This window comes from Acinetobacter sp. MF4642 (assembly GCF_002018925.1).
Taxonomy (GTDB): Bacteria; Pseudomonadota; Gammaproteobacteria; order Pseudomonadales; family Moraxellaceae; genus Acinetobacter; species Acinetobacter johnsonii.
In genome coordinates this window covers 1-24,584 of the sequence record NZ_MVON01000016.1, presented here as the reverse complement: position 1 = coordinate 24,584, position 24,584 = coordinate 1, and the positions used below count along the sequence as shown (strand labels likewise).

Below are 24,584 nucleotides of genomic sequence, written 5' to 3'. Positions count from 1 at the left end.
TTAGGCCTCCGCGACTAAACCGTATTCTTTTGCCTGTTCTAAATTTACAGTCACTAATTTTGATGTTCCCGGTTCAGGCATCGTAACACCTAACAAGTCGGTCGCCATCGTCATTGCGAGTTTATTATGGGTAATGTAAATGAATTGCACCTGTTCAGAAAGCTCTTTTACAAGATTACAAAATCTTCCCACGTTCGCATCATCCAAAGGTGCATCTACTTCATCCAAAACACAAAATGGCGATGGGTTGAGGCGGAAAATCGCAAACACCAAGGCCAATGCCGTCAGGGCTTTTTCTCCCCCTGAAAGTAACGCCAAAGAGCTATTGCGTTTGCCTGGCGGACGGGCCATGAGTTTAACCCCAGACTGCCAGTCATCTTCCAAAGTCAGACTCGCTTCTCCACCATTGAAAACTTTCGGGAACAGATCTTGTAGTTCGGTATTAACCCGATCAAAAGTGCTCATGAACAGTTTACGGGTTTCTTGGTCAATACTTTTCATTGCAGCACGCAACTGCTCAACGGTATTTTCCAAATCTTGAATTTGATGGCTCAACTCTTCAAAACGTTTTGATACTTCTTCATATTCTTCTGAAGCCGCCAAATTGACGGCGCCCAATTTCTCAAACTGCTGCTGTGCTTTTTCTAAAATCTGTTGATGGCTGCTGATCTCAATGTTCAAACCCTCAATAGCTTCAACATTCATCTCTTTCAGCTGTTCAGAATAATGTTGTAAGTCTGACTTTGCCGCTTGCCATGCCAAACGCTTCTCTTCTAACTGGGTTCTCAGCTTTTCATCTTGTTGTTGCTGTTGATGACGGTGTTCGGTCAAACTTTGCTGGCGCTCTTGCACTGCATTCAGTTCAACTTGCCATTCAGACCATGTCTTTTGCAGCTTTTCAGTAATCTGTGCTTGTTCGCTAAACTGGCTTTCCAATGCAGGCAGCTCAAGTTGTACAGGGTCAATAAACTTTTTGGCCTGCTCCATCTGTGACAATATTTGCTGATACTGCGCTTTTAAGAAAGTACTGTCTTTTTCTAACAGTTCAATCTGCTGTGTGGTTTGCACCGCCTGACGACGCACCATTTCAAGTGCTTGCCAAACCTGCTGCGCCTGCTGCTGGCTATCATCCAGTTGCTCAGTCAAAGACTCCACTTGGAACTGCATGGTTTTGTAGTTTGGCAAGTTTTGCTCGAGCTTAATATTCAATGCATGCAGATCAATCTCCAGATCATCTTTTTGCATGGCATCTTCTTCAAGCTGACTGTCTAACTGCGCCAGTTGATTGGCCAATTGTTGCTTTTGCACTTCAAAGGCTTGGTTGGTACTTTGCACTTTGGCAATATTCAAATCAATCTGCTGCGTCGCTTGAACTTCTTTTTTCAACAGTTGTTGATCCGCTTTTAACTGTTCATCCACCGCTTGGACTTGAGTACGAAGCTCGGTAGTTTTCGTTTCAAGCTGGGTCAGAAGTCCCGTTTTTTCAGCAAGACTCTGTTCAATTTCATCTAAACGAATCCGATGGCTTAACGCACCCTGTCCAGCTTGGCTTGCTTCGTCATAATCCAAACCAATCACCCAGTCCACGCCGACATGGTAACCGTCTAAACTCAGAAGAGACTGACCATCTTTCAATTGCTTTTGCAGCGCTAGGGCTTGTTTTAAGTTGGTGGTCACACCCACCTGCTGCCACAAAGAGGATTGCGGCGATTCAATCCAACTGGCTAGGCTATCGCAACCTGCAATTTCGATCAGTTCAACATGCGGCTGAGGCGTTAACTGACGTGCAACGGCATCGGTGAATGCATCGCTGTTGTCCAAACAATGCGCTGAAAGCCATTTGGCTAAGAATTTTTCGACCAGCACGGCATGGGTTTTAGCCGCATCTTTAAGCTGCAGCACATGCATCAACTGTGGATGATCACTATTTTTTAAGGCACTGACTTTGACCAACAACTGCTTTAGATGCTTCTGCTCGGCACTTAAAACCTGTATATCTGCTTTGTGCTGATTCAACTCAGTTTGAGCAGCTTGATGTTGGATACGCAAATCATCCAGCTGCAACTGCACCTCAATGATACTTTGCTCACGTTGTAACTGCTGTGCCTCAGCATCTTGCTTGGCATGTAACAGTTGATCAATCGCATCCAACTGGCTTTGGTTTTGAATTTGCGCCGCTTGCTGCTCTAAAATTTGCTTTTGCTGTTCAAAGCGTAAAATGTTTTTGGCCAACTGTTCACTTTGCGCCAACATTTGCGTTTTTTGTTGCTGCTGTTTTTCAACCAAACTTTTGACTTGTTCAAACTGTTGAAGCAACTGTTGCTGCTGTGCTTTTAAATCCGTTAAACCTTGGCTTTGCTGTTGGTTTTGACTTTCTTGCTGTTGTAACTGTTCGGTATGAAGCTCATTTTGTTCGTGCAAACTTTCCAGTTGCAGCTCGATCAGTTGCATACGTTCTTTGGTTTGCGCCTTCTGCTGTTCAAGCTGTGCCAAAGTGGTGGTGTTTTGCTGGAACAGTGTCTGCTTTTGTTCCAAAGTCATTTTCAGCTCAGCCAGCTTTTTCTCTGCCTGTTGCCACTCACTCTGTAGTGGCGTGGACTGCTGAATCAGGCGTTGAAATAGTTCACTGGTCGAAGTCAAATCATGCTCTAAAGTGGTTAACTCTGAACGCACCAGCTTGAACTGCTCACCTAAATCATTCATGTGCAGCGTATATTCTTGCTGTAAACGGCTGCTTTGTTCACACTGAAAAGATAAAACTTCGACTTTAATGGTGCGAATTTGGCTTTCCAGTGTTTTGTATTGAATCGCGGTTTCAGCCTGACGTTTTAAAGTTTTTAACTGTGATCTTAATTCAGAGGCAATATCTTCTAAACGCGATAAATTTTGCGTAGTGTGATCCAAATGCAATAAAGTTTCACGGCGACGTGCTTGATAACGTGAAACTCCTGCAGCTTCCTCAATAAAAACCCGCATTTCTTCAGGTTTCGCATCGACCAAACGGTTGATCATGCCCTGTTCAATAATCGAATAAGAACGTGGCCCTAAACCTGTGCCTAAGAATATATCGGTAATGTCCCGACGACGGCACTTAGTACCATTTAAAAAGTATTCAGACTTGCCATCTCGGTTAACCTGACGTTTGACCGCCAGTTCAGTATAGGCATTATAGCTACCGCCTAACTTGCCATAGGTGTTGTCAAAACGCAGTTCTACACTCGCGACACTGACAGGTTTACGCTTTGCCGTACCTGTAAAAATGACATCCTGCATACTACCACCACGCAACTGACGCGCACTGGATTCGCCCATGACCCAGCGAATAGCATCGATCACATTGGATTTACCACAACCATTCGGCCCAACCACTGCTGTGCGGTTATCTTTAAAGTGTAATGTGGTACTGTCGGCAAAAGATTTGAAGCCGGAAAGTTTTAAACTGCTTAAACGCATAATGTCCTGACTAACGTCGTGAGCGTCTCGCCCACGCAAGTTCAATTTGTTTCATTCGGGTCAGAGATTCCAACACCAAGTTACGTAAGTGTCGACAAAAATCTTCCATAAATAAAGTAGCTTGTTGTGATTTTCTGATTAAAACCGCATCAGTCACCAGTTTAAATAAATCATAAGATTCTTGTAACTCTCTACGCGAAGTATTTAAGGTTAAAAAATAGCTCCGCCGTATCGAGGGTAACAGTTCTTGGTAAAACTTCATCAAATAAGCATTGCCCACCATTTCATGCTGGCGCGCCAATCCTTCAAAAATCAAATCATAAAATTTTTCGATACTGCCCTGTTTCAGCTGATTCCCCAACTCATCCAATAGCAGCTGTAAACGTTCCGCTTCATAGCTGCGCCATGTCTCCGCTATGCGTTGCACAATTTGCCCCAACAGCAGACTACTGGTGTCAAACAAGGCGCGCACTTGCTGAGCGGACATTTCAGAGACTATAGCGCCGCGGCGCGGGTAGATTTCAATCAGATGTGTACGTTCAAGCAGTAACAAGGCCTCACGCACCGAGCCGCGACTCACATCCAGTTCAGCGGCAATACGTAATTCTTGTATGCGCTCACCTTCGACCAACTCACCGCGAATGATTTGTTCACTGATGTGCTTGGCAATTTGTTCGGACAAACTCTCTGTATCATGTGCTTGCATACTGTTCCTAACTTGTTTTTATAAGATGCAATCCATGGTCTTTAGTGACCTATTTTTAGGTTTTACCCGATCTTAAACGCTAAACACTATGTCATTGTCTAACAATTTTACCGTCTATAATGCCAATCAACAGCAACGCACACAACATTGTCAAAGAAATTAAGAACTAAACCCTTGATAAATAAAATATAAACCAACTACCACCAACAAACCAGAAAAACACTTTTTCAACATCGCAGGCGATAAAAGATGCGCCACTTTTGCCCCAAACTTGGCAGTGATAAAACTCATCAGCGCAATCCCGAAAAAGGCATAGACATGAATATAACCAATGGTATTCGGTACATTTACTTCAGCTTGGTGCCCAAACCACATAAAACCTAAAGCTCCAGCCACTGCAATTGGTAAACCACAAGCCGCAGACGTCGCTACTGCTTTTTGCATAACCACACCATGACGGTTTAAGTACGGCACCGTCAAGCTTCCCCCACCAATGCCAAAGATCGCAGAAGCCACACCAATGCCTGCACCGACAAATAACTGTTTGCCTGTAGAGGGCAACTGACGCGATGGATCGACCTCAACATGTGCGCCACTAAACATTTTGTACGCCACCCACACTGCAAAAAAACCGATCAGCAGTTGTAAGCCATGTCCCGACATATAGTCTGCAATGCCCGCACCTAAAAAAGCACCCATGACTAAACCAGGAGCCAAATTGCGAAACACAGACCATAACATTGCCCCGCGTTTATGATGCGCACTCACGGAACTCATTGACGTGACAATAATGGTCGCCAGTGATGTACCAACCGCCATGTGCATAATGACACTCGGGTCATAGTTTAGATGAGTAAACACCACATATAAAATCGGGATGATAATAAGTCCACCACCGACCCCAAATAGCCCCGCAGCAAAACCAGCGATTGCGCCAATCAGTAAATATATGATTAACTCCATGATCATTTTTCACTTTTCTCAGATTCATATGGATTTAGAGACACGCCAATTACAACAGCTTCTCGCTGAAGCACAGCAACTTCCTGAAGTTTTATTGCTTAAGCCAGTTACCACATCCACCAATGATGATGTGCGTGAAATTGCGCAAAAAGGGATTCAGAGCGTTTTGGTCTGCAGTACACGACAAACTCAAGGTCGTGGACAGCGTCAACGACAATGGGTTTCTCCTGAAGGAAACATCTATTTAAGCACATTGCTACAAACCAAAACACCTATAGATGGGCGCTTGGCTTTAGAAATTGCGTTAAATATCTTGCAAATGCCGAGTTTGCAAGGCCTTGCTCTGCAAGTGAAATGGCCGAATGACCTTTACAGTGCTCAAGGTAAATGGGGCGGAATTTTAGTTGAACCACTGTCAAGCCACCAAGCTATTATTGGGGTGGGCATCAACATCAACCAAGTCGAAGATACCCAGCTTGATCAAGCCACCAGCTCACTTGAACAGCTGGGTTTAGCCCAAGCAGAGCGAATTCGCTTAATGGCGGAACTATATCTAGCGATTCAACAGGCAGGCCTATGGTTCACCCATAACAGTGCAAATTTGGCTTCTCGTTTCAATCATTACGCAGCATTTATGCAGCAACAAGTTGAATTTGAACATATGAAGGGTCTGTCTCAAGGCATCTTCTTAGGCATTCAAGATGATGGTGCGGTACAAATTCAGACCGCCAATGGTGTTGAAAGCTTTTATCAAGGCCGTTTACGCCCAATGATCCCTGTTTAAATGATTGAGCATCATCATGAAAAATTTATGGTTAGATATTGGTAATACTCGTCTGAAGTATTGGATTACGCAGGAAGATCAAATTTTGGAACAAGGGGCTGAGTTACATTTACAGTCCCCTGCCGATTTGCTTTTAGGTCTGATTCAGCATTTTAAAAACTTAAACATCCAACAGATTGGTGTTTCTTCGGTTCAGGACAAAAAAAATAATGACCGAATCCGTAGACTTTTAAAAAGTTTAAATGTGCCGATCACCTTTGCTCAAGTACAGGCCAACTATGCTGGCTTACAATGCGGCTATGAACAACCTGAACAACTCGGGATTGACCGTTGGTTGCAAGTGTTGGCCGTCGCACGTGATCCTAAGCAGAACTATTGTGTGATTAGCTGTGGCACTGCGCTGACCATCGACTTAGCGGATGGTTTGCAACATTTGGGCGGCTATATTTTACCCAACCTCTACTTACAAAGAGACTCGCTGATCCAAAACACCAAAGGCATTAAAATTCCAGATGCGGCTTTTGATGAACTTGGGCCCGGTCGTAATACCATCGACGCAGTGCATCATGGGATTTTGCTCGGTTTGGTCAGTACCATTGAAAAAGTCTTGCAACAGTCTCCACGCCAACTGATTCTAACTGGCGGTGATGCGCCTGTATTTGCGCGCTATTTGGCAGAGTATACACCATGCATTGAAAATGATTTATTACTTAAAGGGCTGCAATATTATATTCAGCATCAACCCTGAGCCACCGCCTGTTGTTGTAAAAGGGGTTTTAAAGTATTTAGCAGTAGCTCAAATTCAGCATAGCCATTTTCCCGCATAAAATGCCCTGCACGTTTCACCTCCAGTACCTCTGCACTCAAAAAGTGCCCAAAGGTCAGTGCCAAAGGCGGTGGAACATAGGGGTCATTATTGGAAAACATCACCACACGTGAAGCGATGTGAGAGTGGAGTATCCCGCTGTCCAACTTCGCTTGCGCAATAAAACCACTTAACTCAGGTAAGCTTTTTAAAGCCGCTTTAAATCCCGCAATACAAAAGATCGCTTTGATTCGACGTTCACGCAGTTTACTACTGAGATAATGTAAAGTCGCCAGACACCCCAAACTATGCGCAATGATGATGGTATTTTCATCCAAAGTGGCCATTTGCAGGGCCAAAGCCTGTTGCCATTCTTCGAAATGTGGTGCATCGCTGTGCGGGAGCACTAAGCGTTTTACTTCAGCATGCAGATCCATCTGACTGAGTTTTTGACTTAGCCACGGAAACCAATGGTCATTGGGCGATGCTTGATAGCCATGCACAATATAGATATGTTGTTTTGATCCATTCATTTTCAACTTCTTATTATAATGTTTGAAAAGAATAAATTTTACGCAACTTTCAAGCCATAAACAGTGCGTTTTTGTTATTGATTGAGAGTATTGAAAACGCACACAATAATTTCCATAACTCAGAAAACAACATAAAAAAAGGCGCTCAACGCGCCTTTTCTGAAATAGTTAGAAGCAGATTACTTCTTATCGCTCCCACCAAATAATGGTCCCATTCCACCGCCACCACCAAACTGTTTTTGCATACCGCTTAATGATTTCATCATTTTTGCCATACCCGATGGATTGGCAAATTTCTTCATCATTTTAGCCATTTGCGCATGTTGTTTAATCAACTTATTGACTTCAACGACATCCATGCCACAGCCTGCTGCAATGCGCTTTTTACGGCTTGGGTTCATGAGGTCTGGATTACGACGCTCTTTGATGGTCATCGATTGGATAATCGCTTCCATCTTTTTCACTTGCTTTTCTGGGTTTGCTTGCGCCAACGCATCTTGAATCCCTGCATTGCTCATGCCAGGCAACTTATCCAAGAAGCCCATCATGCCGCCCATTTTATTCATTTGCTCAAACTGCATTAGCATATCTTCAAAGTTGAAGCTGCCGCCTTTTTGCAGTTTTTTCGCCATTTTTTCGGCTTTTTCTTTGTCGACTTTACGTTCAAGCTCTTCGACCAAAGAAAGTACGTCACCCATACCCAAGATACGCTGTGCAACACGTTCAGGATGGAATGGCTCTAAGGCATCAAGCTTTTCGCCCATACCTAAGAATTTGATTGGCTTACCTGTGATTGCACGTACTGAAAGCGCCGCACCACCACGTGCATCACCATCAGTTTTGGTCAGAATCACACCCGTTAATGGCAGTGCATCATTGAAGGCTTTGGCTGTATTTGCCGCATCCTGACCGGTCATTGCATCGACCACGAACAAAGTTTCAGTTGGCTTAATTGCCGCATGAAGTTCTTTGATCTCGTCCATCATTTCATCGTCTACGTGTAGACGACCTGCAGTATCGACAATCAAGACATCCGCAAACTGAATTTTGGCTTGTTCAATTGCACGCGTTGCAATGGTAATCGGTTTTTCGTCAGCACTCGATTCAAAGAAAATCGCGCCAACTTCACCTGCAACGGTTTGTAGCTGTTTAATTGCTGCTGGACGGTATACGTCGGCAGATACCATCGCTACTTTTTTCTTTTGGCGTTCTTGTAAGAAGCGAGCAAGTTTTGCAGCCGTTGTTGTTTTACCTGCACCTTGTAAGCCCGCGAGTAGGACTACAACAGGAGGTTTTGCTGCAAGATCAAGGCTTTCATTTGCCTCGCCCATCATTTTTGTTAATTCGTCATGCACGATTTTAACAAATGCTTGGCCCGGCGATAATTGAGTCATGACTTCTTGACCCAACGCCTCTTCCTTAACTTTCGCGATAAATTCACGAGTTACAGGAAGTGCAACATCGGCTTCAAGAAGTGCCATACGTACTTCACGTAGGGTATCTTTAATATTGTCTTCGGTTAGCTGCCCAGAGCCAGTAACATTTCTTAAACTCTGCGTGAGTCGTTCCGTTAAGGTATCAAACATTGCAAAATCCGCTTAAAATTGCTAGTTGCAAAAAAATCTTTCTTAAAATAGAAAATTTATGCATAGAATGCTATAGGATACTGTAGTTCGCACCGAATTTATATAAATGAATATTCATCATCCTGAAAAAGGTTTGACATGATTAGCCTGCCCTTGGTTTACACCATCTTAGCATTAGTCGCTTATACCACCTCTTTTTGGTATTTGTTTCTCAAATTAATGGCTAAACGTGATCCAAACCATTGGTTTATTGGCATTATTTTAGACTTAGGCTTATTGCTACATGCAACTGTTTTGTACCATGACATGCTCACGCCGATGGGGGTGAATTATGACGTTTTTGTCTTAATGTCATTTACATCAGGGCTCATGCTGTTACTTAGTCTACTCTATAGCACTTATCGTCCAATTCTAGCTTTGAACCTGATTGGCATTCCTGTGGCCGCTACAGGACTCATTTTAGGTTTTGCCTTTAGCCAGTCTACCCAATTTATTGAACAGCGCTCATTGGGTTTAGATATTCATATTATTTTATCGCTGTCGGCCTATGCGGTGCTACTCATGGCAACCATACAAGCCGTGATTTTATGGTTCCAAGATCGTGAGTTAAAGAACAAACAAAAGAAACGCTTTTGGGTCAACTTACTGCCCTCTTTTCAAGCCATGGAGTCTTTACTGTTTGACTTGATTAAAACGGGTTTTCTTTTACTGACCGTAGCGTTGGTGTTTGGTTTCTTTACCATCGATAATTTTTTTGCCCAACATCTGGCACATAAAACCGCTTTTAGTATTATTTCTTGGTTTGTGTATGGGGCTTTGCTCATCGGACATTACCGTTTTGGTTGGCGCGGTCAAAAAGCGATTCGTTTTACCTTAATTGGATTCTTCTTGTTGGCTGTCGGTTTTATCGGATCTAAGTTTGTATTGGAAATGATTTTAGGTCGATAAAGTCTTTTGTTTAATTCGCTTAATTAAAGATACAGAGCTCTACTCACAAAGTAGATGTGCAACTTGATAACCTAAAAGAAAAGCCCAGCTTGACCAAGCTGGGCTTTTCTTTTTTACATAACTTACTTCGTTAATTTTAGTTTATCTAATAACCATTTACTTGATCCAATAGCCATTTTGCTCCGCGAGGAGCTTATTATATTCAGTGGAGTTATACATACTAAGGCAATTCATCAGTATTGCTGTATTTCCTGTACTTTGATAGACATCATTATTTTTACTGATATACCTATCAACAAATATTTTTATATTTTTATATGCTGGCTCTTCATACGTGCCTTCTTGAAAATATCCTCCCATTGCTAGAGAAGATTCAGAAAGCAATACTTTGTCTTTAGTTTTTGTTAGACAGTAGCTAAAGCCAAAATTTTTAATATTAATTTCATCTTTTTTAAATATATCTACTTCTATTTTTTTTGAATAACATGAACTTGCAATAAAACAACTGAATATGATTAAAAGAAATTTCATTATCTTAAGTTCCAAAAAAGAATATCTGTGGTACTGACATTTGGTCTATCATGAATAAAATAACAACTATCACCACAATCGCTTTCATTCCATAATGTAACATGCCCTGAAGCATCTCCCCAACCTGACACTTTAAAAATAATAATTCCTTTTTTTCCTTGTAATTGAGAAGATACATCCTGATTGTTTTGTGGTTTAAACGTTATATCAGCCTTACCTAAATTTTGCTCGACAAAAGTGATCATCTCACGAACTCTTAATAAATAAGGCTTATTATCAGAACCTTTGACTTTGTATCCCTTTGTAGATTGTTTAATTGGCATACCTCCATAATTAAGAGAACGACTCAACCTCAAAGCACAGGCATTTGCATAAGGATTTTGTTCTAGATGTGAATTCTCTTCATATAAAGCGAAAGCTTGCCCACCAACTAAAGCATAAACGTCTCCAGCAGCCATTTTTACAGGATAGTTTTCCCATAAATTTAAAAATAAAGGTCTTTTTGCTTGTACCGTTGAAGACTGCCCACCAACTGTCGCTGTTATAACTGCCATGATTAATATTCCGTATCAATAATTATAGTTTTTCCTTGAAAAACATTCTTTAATAACCCTTTACCGTCACTATCAACAGTTAATGAAACACTAAATTTCTTAAATGTCTCTAAATCCTTACATTCAGGACTTATTTCCACATCAACACTTTCACCGATCTCATAACCCGTAGTTTCTATATGTAAGTTTAAATCATCAAAAAAGCGTGATTTGTTTTCTAATGGGATATAATTCCCCCCATAGCTCCAATATAATTTATTAATTATTTTTTCTTCATTATTTTGAATAAAATTTGATGTTAATGAAGATGTTGGAGTGTTTACTTTCGATATTCCGGACCCATTACTCATAACAGCCAAATCTGAGGCTTTTAGATATTTTGAACCACAACTAGAAGAGTCACCTACAGCAACAATACTTCTCCCACTAACCGTCATAAAACCTTGATTAGAAGAAATTGCTCGTGATTGAATTTTACATTTAGGGCAAAAATGTGTCATTCCATCAAGATGTACAGCCTTACCATCTACTAAAAAAGAAAAATCTCCTAAAACAATGATTCCACCATGATCCGTTTTACAACCAACTGTTATTAATGCTTTCATTTTTTAATTTTTACTTTTAATAAAAGAATGTGGATATTAAAGCATAAAAATAAACGATACAAAATTTGAGAACTCTATCTCAATATCAGGTCTATTTAAAATAATAAAGCTTATACGAAATAACGCTAAAAGAATTTCTAACACCTTACAATATTTTAGTTCTCTATTGCTTATCATCCCTACTAAAAACGTATAGCACCACTGTGAAACTCATCCGTACATTCATAAAAGCCAAACTATCTCAATCCTGCGGGTTGTACTCACATCTACAGGAAGCATCGACTAGTGTATGACAATATTCCCTAACCAATAGCACTGATCGATAAACCTTAAGTACATAAGAAAGATAATAAAATGGATCGTTTTTTATCCACCTGCTATACTTGTTAAAATTATTACACCTCCCTTGTTCTATTTTAGAGTAACGCCAATGAAGTAAGTCTTATTTTCCGTCAAATCTAATTTATGTGTTTTCTGACGTGCAAAATAAACTTATTTACTGCTCTATATCTCTATAAAAATTTATTTTGTATGTCCTGTATAAAGGAGTCTTCAATGACCCAACAGGCCTGTACTGTAAAAAATCTCAGCGTTCAATTTGCTCATGAACCACTTTTTCAGCATTTAAACTTTGAAATGCCCGCTGCTCAATGTTCAGCTTTGATTGGACGTAATGGTCAAGGCAAATCAATATTAATGTCCCTACTCACTCAGGCGCACATGCCCAATTATGCGAGTGGCGAAGTGATTTGGTATATGCCATTTTCCTACTTAAGTCAGCTTGAGCGTTTAAGCAACTGTACGCTTGCCGAAGCCCTTAACATCGCTGATCTGCATGCAAGTTTTCAGCGTATTGAACAATCGACTGCGAGCTTTGAAGACTATGACCGCGTCGAACATGCATGGCATCAACCCACTGAGTGGCTGAAATTACTGGAAAGTGCCAACTTACCTACAGATCTATCTAGCTCGGTTTCTCAACTCAGTGAAGTTCAGAAAATCAAACTGGCACTGTGTCGCCTTTTTTTACAAACTGGGCATTATTTACTTCTTGATGAGTCCAGTAATCACTTAGACCATGCAAGTCGTGCATGGTTAAGTCAAAAAATCCTTCAGCATCCTGCGGGCTGTTTAGTCATTAGCCACGACCGCACATTGTTAAATCAAATCTCCAATACCTATGTTTTAAATGATTTTGGTTTGCAACACTTCCATTGCAACTATACCGAGTATTGATCCTAGCCAAAATCCTACTCGACTTTAAAAAAGAACGTGCGAGTCAAACCTTATCGGGAGTCGCGCAGCAACAACTTCGCCAAAAGGAACAAGCGCAAGATGAGCTCAAAAACAAACAGCAGCAACTAGAACAGATTAAGTCACAAAAGTTTGATTTCCATTTTCAACCTAAACAAACTGGTGAAATTCTTCGTTTGAAAGAAGTGGGTTTAGCAGCACTTTCTATCTCGCCTATTTCTTTCGCCTTACACAACGGAGAAAAAATCCAACTGCGCGGCCAAAATGGTTCAGGTAAGTCGACCCTACTTCGTGCCATTCAAAATCATAGTCATGTTCAATCGGGAGACATTTTTAAGCGTGGAGCATCGTTATATTTAGATCAAAACTTTAGCCTACTGAATCCAGAACTGAATGCGGTACACAATTTACAATTATTGAATCCGTCTTTGTCCGATGAGGAGTGTCGGAATCAATTGGGGCAACTTCGAATTCGACGAGATAAGGCTCTGCTTCCCATCTCACTACTCAGTGGCGGTGAACAACTCAAAGTCGCTTTACTGTGTATCAGTCTCGCAGCACAGCCTGTGGACTTACTGTTACTGGACGAACCCGAAAATCATCTCGACATCAACTCAAGACAACTGTTGGCACAGGCTATACGCGATTTTACAGGGGCGGTTATTTTAGTTTCACATGATGACGCCTTTGTCGAGGAGACACAGATTCAAAGCTATTTCGATTTAACCCAAACGCATTAGACTAGACAGCGTGATCGGATTTGCGTATAACACCGTTTTTCTATTTGACTGGTGACACCGCTGTGAAACTCATTCTTGCACCAATGGAAGGCTTAACCGACCCAATCATGCGTGATGTGCTCACGTCTGTAGGTAGCTTCGACTGGTGTGTGACCGAGTTTATCCGTGTGACCAATTCGGTCTTACCCGATCATATTTACCACCAGTATTGCCCTGAATTACTCAATGGCGGAAAAACAGCGGCGGGAACACCCGTGCATGTGCAGTTTTTGGGCAATGACCCTGAAATGTTGGCTGCCAATGCCATCCGTGCAGTGAAACTCGGTGCGCCCGCCATTGATATGAACTTTGGTTGTCCAGCCAAAACCGTGAACCGTCATCGTGGTGGCTCTGTGCTTTTAGATGAGCCAGAAGTGGTACATGAACTGGTCAAAGCAGTACGTGATGTGGTTCCTGCACACATTCCTGTTTCTGCGAAAATGCGCTTAGGTTATATGGACCGACATTTTATGTTGGACAATGCTCATGCCATTGAAGATGCAGGTGCAGCATGGGTTACGGTTCATGCACGTACCAAAGCCGATGGTTATACCCCACCCGCTTTTTGGGATCAGCTCCGCCCGATTCGTGAAGCATTGAAAATCAATGTGATTGCCAATGGCGAAATTTGGAACAATGCAGACGCGAAACAGTGTCGCTTAGAGTCTGGCTGTGAAGATTTGATGATTGGACGTGGTGCCGTGACCACACCCGATTTGACCCAGTGTATTCGTCAAAATATCGATACGCCTCTGCTGACATGGAATGAGCTATTGACTTTACAAATCCGTTTCTTAAACGGCGGGTATAAGAAAGAAATGAATATGGTCGGACGCTATAAGCAATGGTTGGGCATGATGTCTAAACACTATCCTGAAGCCAAAGCCCTCTGGGATGAAGTCAAACGTATCAAGCCGCTGGATGACATTATTCTTAAACTAAACGCAAGCGCGACTTAATCCGTTCGCGCAACGATCGCGACATAAGTGGGTAAGTTCCACGCACCACCTGCAAAGCCTTTACATTGCTGCGATTGAGCCTGATAACTGAGGACAAAAGCCTTTCCATTCCAAGCCCACTCGGAACGAATACCACAGTCAGCGATACCCCGCCCTTTTTGCTCTGAGAAAATTTGCGCCTCACTAAAACTTGAGCCTGATGTGGTGACTTGCTGCTGAATCTTTTGCAATGCTTTGTCCATAACCCAATAGCCTAGACCTTCATTGTACGCCCCACGCCAGCATGGCACTTGAACCACCACTTGTTCCACATTCAGCGGATAGACTGAAACCCGATCTTCCTCAAAAAACTGTGCCTCATAGAGATTTGGACAGTCTTGTTCATCTGTTGTTGCTTTTAATTTTTTAAAGAGTTGATTTGCAATTTTACTGTCCACGGCAAAATGACTGGCAACCGCAGGTCGGTATCCCGTAATACCAATTTGAGGGATGGCTTTGGGCTGTAGAACATTTTGCTCAGACTGATTGCCTTTTTGATATACCGCGTTCGGTGTATTTACACGTTTTTGTATATCATCCATTTTAAGCAAAACTGCATTTGCCCCAGCAGTTGAAATTTGCCATTGCTGTGCTTGGGTCGTAAGACGAATATCTTCTGCACCTACCAAAGCCTTTAGCAACTGCGCACTTTGAGCACTGGACAGTTTCGCTGTACTTTTCTTGGCATCGATGGTCAGACTCCCCAGAGATGTTCCTCCTACATTTAAACTGGCTTCAGTATCCTGCGTAAACTCCTCAGCCACTTGAATTTGGCTGAGCACCGCACTGCCTGCACCTGCCGGACGAGAAATCAGTAATGAAACTGGATGACCAAACTGAGCATCACTTTGATACCCTACCGCGCGGCACATACCCGTATTATCACAGGCAAGCTCCCAGTCTTTATGCATAAAATAGTTACCCGTTTCAGCATGAGTCAACTGGCTCAAGGCACTCATCAGCAACACACCAATAATGGGACTATTTCGTTTTATGATCTTATTATTCAACATATGCACTCACTCCACTTTAGAGGAATATAATCTTGCACTCAAAAACTGCGGCTTTGCACGATACCTGTATAATTTAAACAATCTTCAACGCGTATCCGTTGTACTTTCGACAGCTGATCTATATCAAACCAAGCATAAGCCGTATGTTCATCACTGAGCCTGATCTCAGCAGATGCAGCCAAATGGCATCTAAAAATAAAGGCATGCGAGGTCACTGCCGAATGAAAATACACACCCGATAAATACTCGATCTGAACCTGACAACCGAGTTCTTCTTGGCACTCACGCAGTAAAGCCTGATGAATGGTTTCTCCCATATCCAAGGCTCCACCGGGTAGTCCCCAAGCCTGATCGGCATAATTGGCTTTCAGTAATAAAACCTGTCCTGCATCATTGGTTAGCACCGCATGAGAACTCAGTCGGTAAAAATCTTGAAATGCCATAGATACCTTCTTCTTAAGTTGTTCATGTTGTCATTCAAACATAGCCCAGCAAAACGGAGGTGGCTCAATCTGTACCCAAGCCAAAGCTATAATCGAGCTCAGTCTGGAAAATGAATCGGCTTTGACATTTTAGTTTCAAAGTCCACAGGCACCGAAATATGCTGATGGGCAACCAACCACTCACCTGCCGTTTTTTGAAAACATAGCGTGGTTCTGCACCAAGGAATCTCTGGGGTTGCAACGCCACTGGCATGATCCAATTTAGAATAACAATGTAAAAAAGCTAAACCATCACGACTAAAAATATTGATGTTACGCCTGAACACTTTGATTTCCCCCTGAAAAAATGGGGCATATCGTCTCCACAATTCTTGATAGGCTTGCACGCCTTGCAACTCAAATCCAATATCAAACAAGCTGACATCACTCTGACAAAGACGAATGATATTTTGTACGTCCATTTTACAAATGGCATCATCCCATTGTTTGAGTTTGAAGATAATTTCATGCCCTGCATGCTCATCTCCAACTAATCGAAAATCCACATCGCACTCCCACACTACAAATCAAACCGCATAAAAAAACGCGTGCGCCATCCATAGCAAACACGCGGTTTTCTTTAATTCTTAAAACAAGCAAAATATGTAATCTGATCTTAAGTCGTCAAATCCTTAATCGTGGTACTTGAACCATTGTTTTTGACCGATTCAATGCCTTTGTCTCGGGATTGCTCACTGGCATAAAACTGACTGGTACCAATAATCTGATGATTGGCAGCCTTTAAGTTAAAATAAGGTTTACCATTTTTGGCTTCCAAGCGTTCATAACGCGTATCATCGGGGCTGTTTTTTTGCACCGACTCAATTCCATTATGTGCTGACGCTTTTGCTTTATACAGTTCACTGGTCAAAATGACCTCACCATTTCCCGCTTTTAAAACAAAGCGATATTGGCCATCATTTGCCTGACTTACTTCGTACCATCCTGACATAAGCTCACCTATTGTTATTTTAAAGTGATTGTAAATCCACCAAAACCGAATAAAAAATCATCCAATTTCATAAAATATAAATGACTTCTTTTATAAAAAAAAGTGCATTTACTACCAGCCCAGATTTTATTTTTTTAAAATAACAGCGCTATATGAATAACGCATGACAGCCTCAAACCGTTTAAATGACACACTAGCTCGGCCCAATAAACGGTTTGGCACTCTTCATAATTTTATGCTTTTAATACCAATTTGCTATAACTGCTTTTTGGCATTTCAATAATTTCTACACAAATTTGTACCGTTAAATCCTGAGGAGCGGTAAAGTTTTGCTGCAATGTTTTAAGTAATTTGCTCGAAATGGCACACTTAGTGGCTTCATCTCGTCCGCTTAATAAAGACACTTTGGCATGCAAATAAGCCTGCGCATCGCCTTCTACCCCAATCACAAAATCGGACTGTCGAATGGCACGACTTTTGATGTCATTGCCCGATTGTACAAACTGACCATCCAGCAAAGCTTGGTTTAACGCCAGTAACATCGGCTTAACATCAAGGGTGTCGATATTATCTGAATATTCAAGGTGGATATGTGGCATAACGTATTCTTCAACAGTTTTTATCTTTATAGCATGCTGTGCTGGTGTTTCAACGCTTAAATGTCTTTTCAAAATGGCTAAAAAACAAAAACGGAGTCTAATTGACTCCGTTTTAATCTCGAACTGCAAACTCAGCGCATTAGGCTTTTTTCACATACTCAGATTTCAGTTTCATCGCACCGACACCGTCAATCTTACAGTCAATGTCATGACCATCTGCGGCATCTGGCAGTAAACGAATATTTTTCACTTTGGTTCCGACTTTCACCACCGATGACGAACCTTTAATTTTTAAATCTTTAATCACCGTTACCGTGTCACCGTCAGCAAGTAAGTTGCCGTTAGCATCTTTAATTGCCACCACTTCTTCTGTTGCTTCTCCCTCTTTCCATTCGTTTGAACATTCAGGGCAAATCAGCAAGTCACCATCTTCATAGGTATATTCGGACTGGCATTTTGGGCAGTTGGGTAAAGACATAAAAACCTCAAAAATAAAAAAATAAGCAATTCACATTGCTCAAAACGCCAATATAGCATTTTTCAGATGAAAACGATGCGAAACACATATTTATTTTAAGGCTTTAACCTTGTCACAAGATAGATCAAATAAGGCTTAGAGCAATATAAATTTTAACTGTAATGGCATCACTCCAACGCTTATTTTTGTTCCAAGCACTGCTTCAAAATCACCACATGGTTATGCTGTTCTTCTTTGGCTGCGGTGAGTAACGTGATCTGCTCACGCACTGCCAGTTGGCGCAAATCATTCAACTCGGCGGGATGTGCTTCCAGTTCTTTCATATAACGGACTTTAAACTCATCCCAGTGTGCCACCATGTCTTGGTGATACCATTTCCGCAGTTCATTGGATGGCGTGAGAATTTTTGGCCATTCATCTATTTTGGCCTCAAGTTTTGAGACCCCTCGTGGCCACAACCGATCGACCAAAACCCGTTTACCATCCTCGGCCTCAATAGGCGCATAAATCCGCTTCATGCGTATTGGCATGCAAAACTCCTTTTATTCTTTTATGCAACTTATTCTATTGTTCAACGATGACAATGCACTATTCATCGGGAATGTCTGGATTCACTAAAAAAGCCAAGAGTTGCAATGACTCTTGCCAGCCCAGATAACAGCCATCGACAGGAATCACATCGGGTAAACCAGACTGCGTAATATGAACCTCTGTACCGACAGATACTTCTTTAAACTCAACACGTACTTCAATTTTTCCTGCTAGTTCAGGTACATCGAACTCATCGGTATAGCGTAATAAACTGTTTTCAACGATTTCATGATAAGTGCCATGAAATGAATGCTGCATGCCTGTACTGAAGTTGGTAAAGAACATGCGATATTGACCACCTTCACGCAGATCGAACTGATCTACATGTGCGGTAAAGCCGTGTGGTGCCATCCACTTCACTAAAGCATCTGCGGTGGTAAAAGCACGATAGACGCGCTCGACGGGCGCACTAAATACGCGGTGTAATTGGACGCTATTTGACATGATTTTTCTCGTTCTTTTCAAATATTCAGATTTAGTTTAAAACGCTCAAACCCACATACTGTATTTTTTTTGTGCATCTTTTTTTAAATAGCCAAACTCGGCCCGCTGGCTTTTCTACCCACCAACAAAAAAAGCATGTTTTTCAACATGCTTTAAGTTTGACCATTTTTTAGGCCTGACCTTGCTCATAATCCTCATCATCTTCTTCGTCATAGACATAGGCCATACAGCCCCAGCCGTCATATTCGCCACCAAACTGCTCTGCAATTTTAGTAAACCATTGTTCTAAGTCGACAATGTCTGAATACTCAGGTTCCATATACACGTAAATGGTAATAATCCACTCAGATACGTCACTTTCTTCATCGACAAACAAAGTGATTTTTTGCTCTTCTTGTAATAAATACAGCGCACACTTTTCTGCTTGTGACTGCTCTTGAAAGGCAATCGAATATTCTATTTCATGCGGTTCAGATAGGTCGTCACCATCCTCAGCCATTTGCCAAAGTACATTTCCGTTATCATCATCTGGATATAATTCATAATCACGTGTCATGCGTATGTCCTTGTTATCTTTTTAGCCAATATATCGTTGGCAAGTGACAAAATAGTGACTTCAACATAGCATATTTTGCTCATTTTTATAGCAGTTACGTCTGATTTCTCGAAGGTTGTTTAGACTTTATTTCACGCTGGCTTTGCCGTGTTAGTGTAAAATCCGATGCTCAACTAAAATGTCCGCTTGAAACTGTAAATCACTGCTTTTTAAGTTTTCTAATAAGGCTGCAAATTTAAGTTCTTCTAAGCGTAAAGCCAGATAACTCTCTTGTATCTGAGTATGACCAAAGGCCGCACCATAGTGATTGATGAGGGTAAAGTCATCCTGCAAAGCTTGAATCAAAAGACCAAGATTATCTTTACTCACACGTTGTAAATAAAAATCTGCTTTGGTATTAAACAACTGTGAAACCAAGACCATCACAGATAGTCGTCGATGTTCATCCATAAAGGCACAGGTCACAACTTCATTTTGCTCAACCGCACGAGTCACCTGTTGCCGAACTTTCAGTAGATGACCGGCCGCATCCGTTTTCCCATAGCCTTCAATGAGTTCATCTAATAACTGCTCCGAAGGCAGTTGATAACTCTGGCTGTAGGTTTCAATTTTATGGTGTAGTGCCTTCGATATTTCAGCCAGATGTTGTCGTTCTTCAGCCATATGAAAAAAAGCACCCAGTTTTTCTCTGGCACGCAGCATGCTCATTTCTTTGGCTTTACGCTCATATTCCGTTAAAAAGTGATGTACTTTTTCGATGCGCTGCCGACATTGTTTAAGCATTTGTTCAGCATCAAATTTAACCGTTTCAGCAAACAATTCAACTTGGTTGTGTCGTTCAATGACATAGTGTTCGACATCAATAATTTCTTGGTAAGGACTCAAAGTTTCATTGCGTTGTCTGAGTGTTCCAAGCTTAATTCTTAAACTGGTCAGCCGATGTTGTAATTCACTTTGCTGCTGTTCATAAACTTCTAAACTGTTTCGACTGCGCTCTAAATTGATTTCTAAGGATTCAATCTTCTTTTTTTGGGCAAGGCTGTGTATTGTTTGCCAACATATAACCGCACACAGCAGCACAAGAATGACAGCAAATACATAAAGCATGGCCTATCTCCCTACGGAAAAGTCATTTTTCTTTTAAAGACTCCGCTGCAAGAACACATCAAATTCGAACAGTAAGCCTTGGAACAGACAAACCTATTTTCATTCAACTTCAATCAATCGTGACCATGGCCAAAAAGCCAAACTCAAATGTTAATTTCCACAAAGATAAGCACACTGGATAAAACTGCACTTACACAACTTACGCTAACGGTTTTTTAAACGGCCGGATATCCCAAATTTTAAGTATTTCTCATAATGTAAATAAAGTGTGACATAGTTAAAATGGCACTCGTCCATGAATCGCAACCGATTGTCCACTTAAAGGCTGCTGAAAGGCGAGAAAACTGGCATGTAAAGCCATGCGTTTTAATGGGCTTCGTGTCGGCTCAGGGTGATACAACTTATCCCCTGTAATTGGATGCCCAATATATTGCATATGCACACGGAGCTGATGTGAACGCCCCGTAATCGGAGTCAGTAAAACTCTCGTAATATCGGTCTCAATGTCATAGCTAAGAGCTTGATAAAGTGTTTTTGCAGGTTTGCCCAACTCAAAGTGCACGATCTGCCGTGGTCGATTTTCCCAGTCAGTAATCAGTGGCACTTCAACACTGCCTTCGGCATCCAACTGGCCTTGAACTAAAGCAATATAGTGTTTATCCACCGTGCGGGCTTGGAACATTTTACTGACAGCAACTTCGGCATCGCGGTGCTTGGCAAACATTAAAATTCCCGAGGTCGCCATATCTAAACGGTGGGTAATTTTGGCATGTGGGTACTGAGCTAAAACCCGTAAATAGGCACTGTCTTGGTGTTCTGGTAAACGTCCCGGCACAGACAACAAGCCCGCAGGCTTTTCAATCACCACCAAATCATCGTCTTCATAAACGATCACCAAGTCTTCTTGGGGCGGTGCATAAATAAAGTTGTCATTTAGAGCCATGGGAATAACAGCATACAAAAGCGAGCGCGAAAAATAGCAAGCTGTGTTTCAGCTGTCAATCATTCAAACAATATGGAAAACAGCCTTAATCCTACGCATTCATCACCCTATATAAAGCCAACTTTTTAGCAGAGCTGATTGGATTGAAAGTCTAAAATAAAATGATGTAAGTGAAACTACAACAGCAGAATTTTTCGATTTTTTGGGAAATATTAAAATTTATTTTTTTGATTTATATTTTATTCGAGTTCAAATTTTTTAGGGTGTCTGGGAAAACATATTGTTTACTTCAACTATCATAACTTTGTAAGTGATGATCTTATAGCCTATAAACTTTTGATTTATAGCGTCCTAAGCCGAATCAAGACCTTTTGGGTAAGTACTACTCACGCGTTTTGCGCCACTGGTAGCATGCTACTCTTTTCGATCCCGTCACACCCTTGAGATATAATTTAACAATCCAAGGGCGGGATTGTTTCCCGAAGATAAAGTCTTTTTAGCTATTTTTGGAAAAAAATCTTGGCTTTCAGGTTATCTAAAAAATATTTTCCCAAATGCAGCGTATTTATGATTTTTTTCTCACATAAAAGCGCTTTTCTCAGGATTTTATTTCTTTGCTGCATCACAGATGAGAAATTCAACTTCCTGCACAGACCTGCATCAGCTGAATGAGATTCCCGCAGGTATCATCAAAGACTGCAACTTTGACTTTTCCGGCCCGTATCGGTTCACTGGTAAAGCGCACCCCTAAGTTTTTGAGTCGCTCATATTCCGCATCGAGGTCATCCACTTGAAAAGAAGTATAGGGAATCAGGTCTGCTTTAATTGCAGCTTTAAACGGCTGTGCCGCGGGATGTGCATCAGGCTCCAGTAGCAGTTCAACCCCCTCTGGACTTTCGGGTGAAACCAAAGTCAACCAACGATAATCACCTACAGGTACATCATGTTTGACTTTAAAACCGAGTTTTTCTGTATAAAACTGACAAGCTTTTTCTTGGCTATCCACCATGATGCTGGTGACATATATTTTCATTGTTGTTCCATATTTTTATCAGACTTTTAATGGTTATAGCAGAACTCTAAGCGTTCCAATGTTATCAAATCGCAATTTTTTTTAAGCTGATTTCGCAAACCAAAGCGCCAATTTGTTTTGACACAGTTAGAGCAAATATTTGGATAAATTCGGGGCAATATAGAAGTTTAAAATGGAAGAAAATATTTGAATGGACGTGTCTTTTATCGTGTTGTTTTTATAATTTACTTTCTAGGGATCAGGAGATAACTTCAACGATTAAAACTGGGTAAGTTCTAAACTTTTGCCTATAAATGGATAATCTATAGCATCCTAAGCTGAATCGAGACCTTATGGGTAAGTACGACGCTGATCTGATAGATAACGAGTCGCAAACTACTCTTTTCGATTCCTGTGCCCTTAAACGCTATATTAAGCAAATTGGTGCGGGATGAATTTCCGAAGATTAGCTAATTTCAAGCGATGATGAAAAATATTTCCATAAATAAAACCAGACTTGATAAAAATATTCATAACGACAGTTGAATCATCTATTTCATCACATAAAAATGAACTTCTATCATTTTTTACACCATCATTTCAGAACGCTTAAGTCCTCATATAGCCTTGCAACCATGTTGCAATAAACCACCATAAACTGATCGCAGACATACCACAGAGTAAATTGGCAAGCACCTTTTGCATATTGCTGAGCTGAGACAGATAGATTTTTCGGTTAATTACATACGCAACCACAGCTAAGGCTCCACCGATTGCACCACCAATCATCACTAAAAACAAAGGCCAGCCTGCCATCAAATGGGCAGCTGTACTCAGCTTAGGTTTCTCTTCAACACTCAAAGCCAGTTCTTTACTTTCCATCGCTTTCCCCTATACATGATCAAGCAGTCATGTGACTGATGCCTCAGACTCACGTCACTCATAAAAGTGCATTTTTGAAATATAAGTTAGCAAAAACTAAGCCAATACTATTCAAGACTCAGATCATCGATGTCTTGAATTTTGCTCAAATACAGCGGAGCAACATTCACTTTGCTCCATGTTTCTTTAAATTTAGGGTCACTATCCGGGTCTTTATTGAGATTTTCTCTGACCAGCTTCTTAGCGGTGAGAAAATTGACACTGGTTTCGCTGTTCACATAAGGGCCGAAATTATCGGAGCTGTTATAGCCAATCAGACGCATATCACGCCCCTCTAAACGGAACTGATAGGCCCAATATCCATAACGGCCATGGGCATAATGTAGTTTTAACAGGCCTTTTTCGATAGAGGGCACCAACTCAGGCACAAAGTACACACCACCATCTTCATTTTCTGAAGAAAACAGTGACAGGTTCTGAACGACTTTTTGGTAGCGCCCTTTTGTATTCAACAACACAATCACACCACGGCGGTTGCGATCTAGTTTTCCGCGGTATTCATCGGTGACCCATTGTTTCGGATCTGTACCTTTGACGATTAAAACCACATCTTTCAAGCCATCTTTGTTTAAGTCCCCTTGCACGACCTCAAACACCGTATATTTTGTGGGAAGGTAAGCTTTATATTGGCTGGTGGCTTTTTGTCGCTGAATATCCTCTTTGCTTAAATTTTCAGCATACAAATTGGCGGATATACCCAACATTGCAGCGAACATTAGAGAAGTTTGAATGAACTGTTTTTTCATAGTTTTGTTAATTTTTTAAATAAAGTAGTTAAGCGAGCACACTAATAAATGCTTCATTTTTGGCATCTGTGCTGAAGCTTAGCATTTAACAGAATGAACCGTACCGGGTTTGTCGGAGACTCAATATTCTGAGAGACTATTCCGATGACAAAATTAAAATATACCCCTGAAATCAGAGAAAGAGCGGTTCAATTATTGATTGAATCTGAAAAAGATTATC

The 24,584-nt window shown here is 41.3% G+C and carries 26 protein-coding genes and 1 pseudogene; 5 read left to right on the top strand and 22 right to left on the bottom strand.

What is annotated here, in order from left to right; genetic code table 11:
* The 3 genes from smc to MF4642_RS10030 form a co-directional block, all read right to left on the bottom strand.
* Entirely contained in the window at nt 1-3,453 is a 3,453-nt protein-coding gene (gene smc, locus MF4642_RS10040; protein WP_078426126.1) for a chromosome segregation protein SMC, read from the bottom strand.
* 10 nt (nt 3,454-3,463) lie between these two features.
* Entirely contained in the window at nt 3,464-4,159 is a 696-nt protein-coding gene (locus MF4642_RS10035) for a GntR family transcriptional regulator (RefSeq protein ID WP_004983028.1), read from the bottom strand.
* Between the two features lie 159 nt (nt 4,160-4,318).
* Nucleotides 4,319-5,122, bottom strand: a complete 804-nt coding sequence (locus tag MF4642_RS10030) for a sulfite exporter TauE/SafE family protein (protein ID WP_078426125.1) — start codon at nt 5,120-5,122, stop codon at nt 4,319-4,321.
* Nucleotides 5,123-5,150: 28 nt separating this feature from the next.
* On the opposite strand from MF4642_RS10030, the gene MF4642_RS10025 reads away from it, so the two are divergent.
* Complete coding sequence (locus MF4642_RS10025) at nt 5,151-5,906, top strand: biotin--[acetyl-CoA-carboxylase] ligase (RefSeq protein ID WP_078426162.1); 756 nt, start codon at nt 5,151-5,153, stop codon at nt 5,904-5,906.
* A 16-nt stretch (nt 5,907-5,922) separates the two neighbouring features.
* Nucleotides 5,923-6,654 (top strand): type III pantothenate kinase, encoded by a 732-nt coding sequence (locus tag MF4642_RS10020; protein WP_078426124.1) that lies wholly within the window; start codon nt 5,923-5,925, stop codon nt 6,652-6,654.
* On the opposite strand, the gene MF4642_RS10015 is transcribed toward MF4642_RS10020, so the two are convergent.
* Both MF4642_RS10015 and ffh read right to left on the bottom strand, forming a co-directional pair.
* Nucleotides 6,645-7,244 carry an RBBP9/YdeN family alpha/beta hydrolase gene (locus MF4642_RS10015; protein WP_078426123.1) on the bottom strand — a complete coding sequence of 200 codons (600 nt, stop codon included), beginning with the start codon at nt 7,242-7,244 and terminating at the stop codon, nt 6,645-6,647. The genes MF4642_RS10020 and MF4642_RS10015 overlap by 10 nt on opposite strands.
* Nucleotides 7,245-7,423: 179 nt before the next feature.
* Nucleotides 7,424-8,830: a signal recognition particle protein gene (ffh, locus tag MF4642_RS10010; RefSeq protein WP_004695248.1), complete on the bottom strand. Its 1,407-nt coding sequence runs from the start codon at nt 8,828-8,830 to the stop codon at nt 7,424-7,426.
* A 138-nt stretch (nt 8,831-8,968) separates the two neighbouring features.
* Here ffh and MF4642_RS10005 point away from each other — a divergent pair, with 138 nt between their 5' ends.
* A complete protein-coding gene (locus MF4642_RS10005; protein ID WP_078426122.1) occupies nt 8,969-9,778 on the top strand; it encodes an inner membrane protein YpjD in 810 nt (269 codons plus the stop codon).
* Nucleotides 9,779-9,934: 156 nt separating this feature from the next.
* Here the strand turns inward: MF4642_RS10005 and MF4642_RS10000 are convergent, their stop codons facing one another.
* From MF4642_RS10000 to MF4642_RS09990, 3 genes are read right to left on the bottom strand one after another with little or no spacing between them, the layout of a single operon-like run.
* Complete coding sequence (locus MF4642_RS10000) at nt 9,935-10,309, bottom strand: hypothetical protein (RefSeq protein WP_162841313.1); 375 nt, start codon at nt 10,307-10,309, stop codon at nt 9,935-9,937.
* On the bottom strand, nt 10,309-10,863 hold the full coding sequence (locus MF4642_RS09995; protein WP_078426121.1) for a type VI secretion system amidase effector protein Tae4: 555 nt from the start codon (nt 10,861-10,863) through the stop codon (nt 10,309-10,311). The genes MF4642_RS10000 and MF4642_RS09995 overlap by 1 nt, the downstream gene beginning before the upstream one ends.
* Nucleotides 10,864-10,865: 2 nt before the next feature.
* Entirely contained in the window at nt 10,866-11,468 is a 603-nt protein-coding gene (locus MF4642_RS09990; RefSeq protein ID WP_078426120.1) for a PAAR domain-containing protein, read from the bottom strand.
* 555 nt (nt 11,469-12,023) lie between these two features.
* Between MF4642_RS09990 and MF4642_RS09985 the strand changes: the two are divergent.
* Nucleotides 12,024-13,462: pseudogene (locus tag MF4642_RS09985) on the top strand (ATP-binding cassette domain-containing protein).
* Nucleotides 13,463-13,524: 62 nt separating this feature from the next.
* Nucleotides 13,525-14,460: a tRNA dihydrouridine synthase gene (locus MF4642_RS09980; protein ID WP_176538203.1), complete on the top strand. Its 936-nt coding sequence runs from the start codon at nt 13,525-13,527 to the stop codon at nt 14,458-14,460.
* On the opposite strand, the gene MF4642_RS09975 is transcribed toward MF4642_RS09980, so the two are convergent.
* The 14 genes from MF4642_RS09975 to MF4642_RS09910 all read right to left on the bottom strand — a co-directional run bounded on the left by MF4642_RS09975 (nt 14,457) and on the right by MF4642_RS09910 (nt 24,364).
* On the bottom strand, nt 14,457-15,512 hold the full coding sequence (locus tag MF4642_RS09975) for a DUF1176 domain-containing protein (protein ID WP_078426119.1): 1,056 nt from the start codon (nt 15,510-15,512) through the stop codon (nt 14,457-14,459). The genes MF4642_RS09980 and MF4642_RS09975 overlap by 4 nt on opposite strands.
* Before the next feature lie 38 nt (nt 15,513-15,550).
* Nucleotides 15,551-15,955: an NUDIX hydrolase gene (locus tag MF4642_RS09970; RefSeq protein WP_078426118.1), complete on the bottom strand. Its 405-nt coding sequence runs from the start codon at nt 15,953-15,955 to the stop codon at nt 15,551-15,553.
* Between the two features lie 98 nt (nt 15,956-16,053).
* A complete protein-coding gene (locus tag MF4642_RS09965; RefSeq protein WP_058870190.1) occupies nt 16,054-16,500 on the bottom strand; it encodes a YybH family protein in 447 nt (148 codons plus the stop codon).
* A 110-nt stretch (nt 16,501-16,610) separates the two neighbouring features.
* On the bottom strand, nt 16,611-16,946 hold the full coding sequence (locus MF4642_RS09960) for a YegP family protein (RefSeq protein WP_004695228.1): 336 nt from the start codon (nt 16,944-16,946) through the stop codon (nt 16,611-16,613).
* A 233-nt stretch (nt 16,947-17,179) separates the two neighbouring features.
* Nucleotides 17,180-17,545: a 5-carboxymethyl-2-hydroxymuconate Delta-isomerase gene (locus MF4642_RS09955; RefSeq protein ID WP_078426117.1), complete on the bottom strand. Its 366-nt coding sequence runs from the start codon at nt 17,543-17,545 to the stop codon at nt 17,180-17,182.
* 139 nt (nt 17,546-17,684) lie between these two features.
* Nucleotides 17,685-18,023, bottom strand: coding sequence for a zinc ribbon domain-containing protein YjdM (locus MF4642_RS09950; RefSeq protein ID WP_004695225.1), 339 nt, complete (start codon nt 18,021-18,023; stop codon nt 17,685-17,687).
* A 179-nt stretch (nt 18,024-18,202) separates the two neighbouring features.
* Complete coding sequence (locus MF4642_RS09945; RefSeq protein ID WP_078426116.1) at nt 18,203-18,553, bottom strand: DUF488 domain-containing protein; 351 nt, start codon at nt 18,551-18,553, stop codon at nt 18,203-18,205.
* A gap of 58 nt (nt 18,554-18,611) precedes the next feature.
* On the bottom strand, nt 18,612-19,058 hold the full coding sequence (locus tag MF4642_RS09940; protein WP_010327413.1) for an SRPBCC family protein: 447 nt from the start codon (nt 19,056-19,058) through the stop codon (nt 18,612-18,614).
* 169 nt (nt 19,059-19,227) lie between these two features.
* Nucleotides 19,228-19,614: a ribonuclease E inhibitor RraB gene (locus MF4642_RS09935; RefSeq protein WP_078426115.1), complete on the bottom strand. Its 387-nt coding sequence runs from the start codon at nt 19,612-19,614 to the stop codon at nt 19,228-19,230.
* 150 nt (nt 19,615-19,764) lie between these two features.
* Complete coding sequence (locus MF4642_RS09930; RefSeq protein ID WP_078426114.1) at nt 19,765-20,721, bottom strand: DUF5660 family protein; 957 nt, start codon at nt 20,719-20,721, stop codon at nt 19,765-19,767.
* 277 nt (nt 20,722-20,998) lie between these two features.
* Complete coding sequence (locus MF4642_RS09925) at nt 20,999-21,664, bottom strand: RluA family pseudouridine synthase (protein WP_078426113.1); 666 nt, start codon at nt 21,662-21,664, stop codon at nt 20,999-21,001.
* A gap of 637 nt (nt 21,665-22,301) precedes the next feature.
* On the bottom strand, nt 22,302-22,697 hold the full coding sequence (locus tag MF4642_RS09920) for a VOC family protein (RefSeq protein ID WP_078426112.1): 396 nt from the start codon (nt 22,695-22,697) through the stop codon (nt 22,302-22,304).
* Nucleotides 22,698-23,285: 588 nt separating this feature from the next.
* Entirely contained in the window at nt 23,286-23,558 is a 273-nt protein-coding gene (locus MF4642_RS09915; RefSeq protein ID WP_004983070.1) for a hypothetical protein, read from the bottom strand.
* 107 nt (nt 23,559-23,665) lie between these two features.
* Nucleotides 23,666-24,364: a hypothetical protein gene (locus MF4642_RS09910; protein WP_227518536.1), complete on the bottom strand. Its 699-nt coding sequence runs from the start codon at nt 24,362-24,364 to the stop codon at nt 23,666-23,668.
* Nucleotides 24,365-24,584: the final 220 nt, after the last annotated feature.